Genomic DNA, 2501 nt, shown 5'->3' on the forward strand with positions numbered 1-2501 from the left:
ATCGGGTGCGGTTCGGATCGGGCGGTTCGGATCCGGTCGGGTCCTGGTCGGTCAGTTCAGCAGCGGCGCGGAGGGCAGGGCCGACGGCGGTGGGGAGGCCGGCGGCGGCTCGCCCGGCGGGTCGGGACGGTGCGGCGCGCGCAGCGCCGCGGCCGGCAGTTCCAGCCGTACCTCGGTGCCCTTGGCGGCCCTCCCCCGGCCTATCCGGATACGGGCCCCGATGGAGGCGGCCCGCTCGACCATTCCGACGAGACCGAAGTGTCCCGCGCGGCGGAGGTCGTCGAGGGTCGTACCGGGCGGCAGGCCAGGACCGTCGTCGTACACGCTGATGCGCAGCACGTCGCCCACGATTCCGGCTGCGACGTTCACATAGGTGGGATGGGCATGGCGCTGGGCGTTCTCCATCGCCTCGGTGGCGATCGTCAGCGCGTGCCGCGCCACCGCGTGCGGGACGGGCGGCACCGGGCCTTCGCCGAGTTGCCGGAAGGACGCCGGTACGTGGTGACGGCGCCCGAAGTCCGCCGTACGGGAGGCCAGTTCGGCCAGGACGTCGACCCCGCCGTCCAGCCCGGACTCGCGGCGCAGATCGGAGAGCAGCTCACGGGATTCGGCCGCGGCCCGGCGCGCGGAGCGCGCCACCAGCTCCGCCTGGTGCTTCACGGTCTGCGGGTCCAGCCGGCCGGCGGAGCCGGCCAGCCCGTCCGCCGCCATCGCGAGCCCGTGCAGGGTCTTGGCCACGGAGTCGTGCATCTCGCGGGCCAGGCGGGCGCGTTCCTCCTCGACGGCGCCGCTGACCGCGAGCCGGGCCCGCGCCTCGGTGAGGGCCTGGCTCGCGGAGCCGAAGCCCAGCATGAGGTTGCGCAGCGTACTGCCTATGGCGCCCGCGATCACGCAGAGTCCGGGCAGGAGCAGGGCGGTGAACCCGGCGTCGGCTTCGGGCTTGACGCCGTACGCGCCCGCGATGATCAGCGACTGGAGTACGGCGAAGAAGGCGGCGCCGCGCCACCCGTACACCAGCCCGGCGAGCAGCGGGGTGCAGATGGTGACGTAGGCGAGTGTCGAGTCGGGGGACGCCGTGACCAGCAGCAGCGCGCCGAAGAGCATGTCGGCGGCGAGCAGTGCGGGGTGGCGCAGCAGGATGGGTCCGAACCGCTCCCAGTCGCGCAGCAGTACGTAGGACACCATGAAGGTGACGAGTACGGACGAGGCGACCAGCCAGGTGCCCAGGTGCGACGAGGTGCGCGCGAACGCGAAGGGCGTGGCCAGCGCGATCATCGCCAGCCGGAACCCGAAGGTCTGCCGGCACAGTGCCTGAAGGGCGTTGACCTGGATCGGCAGCGACGGGACGCGGTTGCGCGCGGCCGAGGTCGAGCGGGATATGTCGCCGGAGTTTCCGCCGGTGAGGGTGAAGGTCTTGGGGGCCATGGGGGTCACCTCCCGTTGGTCGGCGGTCTGCGGTCTGCGGATGAGGGGCGGGCGGGGCCGGTTCCCCCGGGTGGGGGCGCCGACAGGGTGGTGCCGAGGGGGCGTCACCCGGAGAGGATGTCCCCGAAGTCGACGCCGGATCCGTAGTAGAAGCTGAGCACGATGAGAATCATGGTGGCGGGCAACATCACCATGGTCACGACAAGTGTGCTCTTGGGTACGGCCTGTGCGGCGCTGCGGCGGGCGTTCTGGGCGTCGGCCCTGCGCATGTCGTTGGCGATCTGGATGAGGGTGTCGACGATGGGCGCGCCCAGTTCCTCGCCCTGCTGAAGTGCCGTCACGAACATCGACACCTGTTCGGACGCGTTGCGTTTGCGCAGCTGGTCGAAGGCTTCGCGGCGACTGACGCCCATGTCCATCTGGCGCAGGGTCACGCTCAGCTCGTCCGACCAGGGGCCGCTGTACTTGCTGGCCACGCGCTCCAGCGCCTGCCGGAAGCCCAGGCCCGCCGAGACGACGACGGCGAGGACGTCGAGGAAGTCCGGCAGCGTGCGCTCGATGTCCGCCTTGCGTCGGCTGATGGCGGCCCGGATGATCACGTCGGGCCAGACCAGACCGTACACCAGCGCGATCAGCGCGATGACGGTCTGTCCCCTGGCCAGCATCGCCAGGGCCGCCCCCGCGCCCAGGGCGCCGTACACGGCGCGGCGGGCGGCGAAGCGGTCGACCGTCATGCCGCCCGGATTGCCGGCCATGTCCAGCCGGCGGCGCAGCGCGTCGACCCGCTTGGGGCCCATCATCCGGAGCACGCCGGGGGCCCAGCGGATGCCGAGCCGGTCGATCCCCGATCCGACGGCGGTCGTACGGGTGGCACCGACCTCCAGCGCGACGGCCAGGTCTCCCGGCAGCCGGGCGTCCGCGCGGTAGATACGGATGCCGTAGAAGACGCCGAACACGGCGATTCCCACGCCGACGGCGAGCAGAAGTCCCATCATGTGACCCGTTCCTCCTCTCTCAGACCTGAACCCGTGACAGCCGCCGGATGAGGAGATACCCGGCGGCTGTCACGGGTTCAG

General features: G+C 71.8%; 2 protein-coding genes. Both read right to left on the bottom strand.

Annotation, left to right across the window (positions count from 1 at the left end; all coding sequences use genetic code 11):
- Nucleotides 1-51 precede the first annotated feature (51 nt).
- Entirely contained in the window at nt 52-1425 is a 1374-nt protein-coding gene (locus tag DVH02_RS29270; RefSeq protein WP_114626874.1) for a sensor histidine kinase, read from the bottom strand.
- 104 nt (nt 1426-1529) lie between these two features.
- Nucleotides 1530-2417 carry a DUF5936 domain-containing protein gene (locus tag DVH02_RS29275; protein ID WP_114626875.1) on the bottom strand — a complete coding sequence of 296 codons (888 nt, stop codon included), beginning with the start codon at nt 2415-2417 and terminating at the stop codon, nt 1530-1532.
- Between the last annotated feature and the right edge of the window lie 84 nt (nt 2418-2501).

The organism is Streptomyces corynorhini (assembly GCF_003346515.1).
GTDB classification, from domain to species: Bacteria; Actinomycetota; Actinomycetes; order Streptomycetales; family Streptomycetaceae; genus Streptomyces; species Streptomyces corynorhini.

Bases quoted from the DNA above. Each gene is read 5' to 3' on its own strand.
- DVH02_RS29270 (WP_114626874.1), bottom strand. From the start codon at position 1,425: ATGGCCCCCAAGACCTTCACCCTCACCGGCGGAAACTCCGGCGACATA.
- DVH02_RS29275 (WP_114626875.1), bottom strand. From the start codon at position 2,417: ATGGGACTTCTGCTCGCCGTCGGCGTGGGAATCGCCGTGTTCGGCGTC.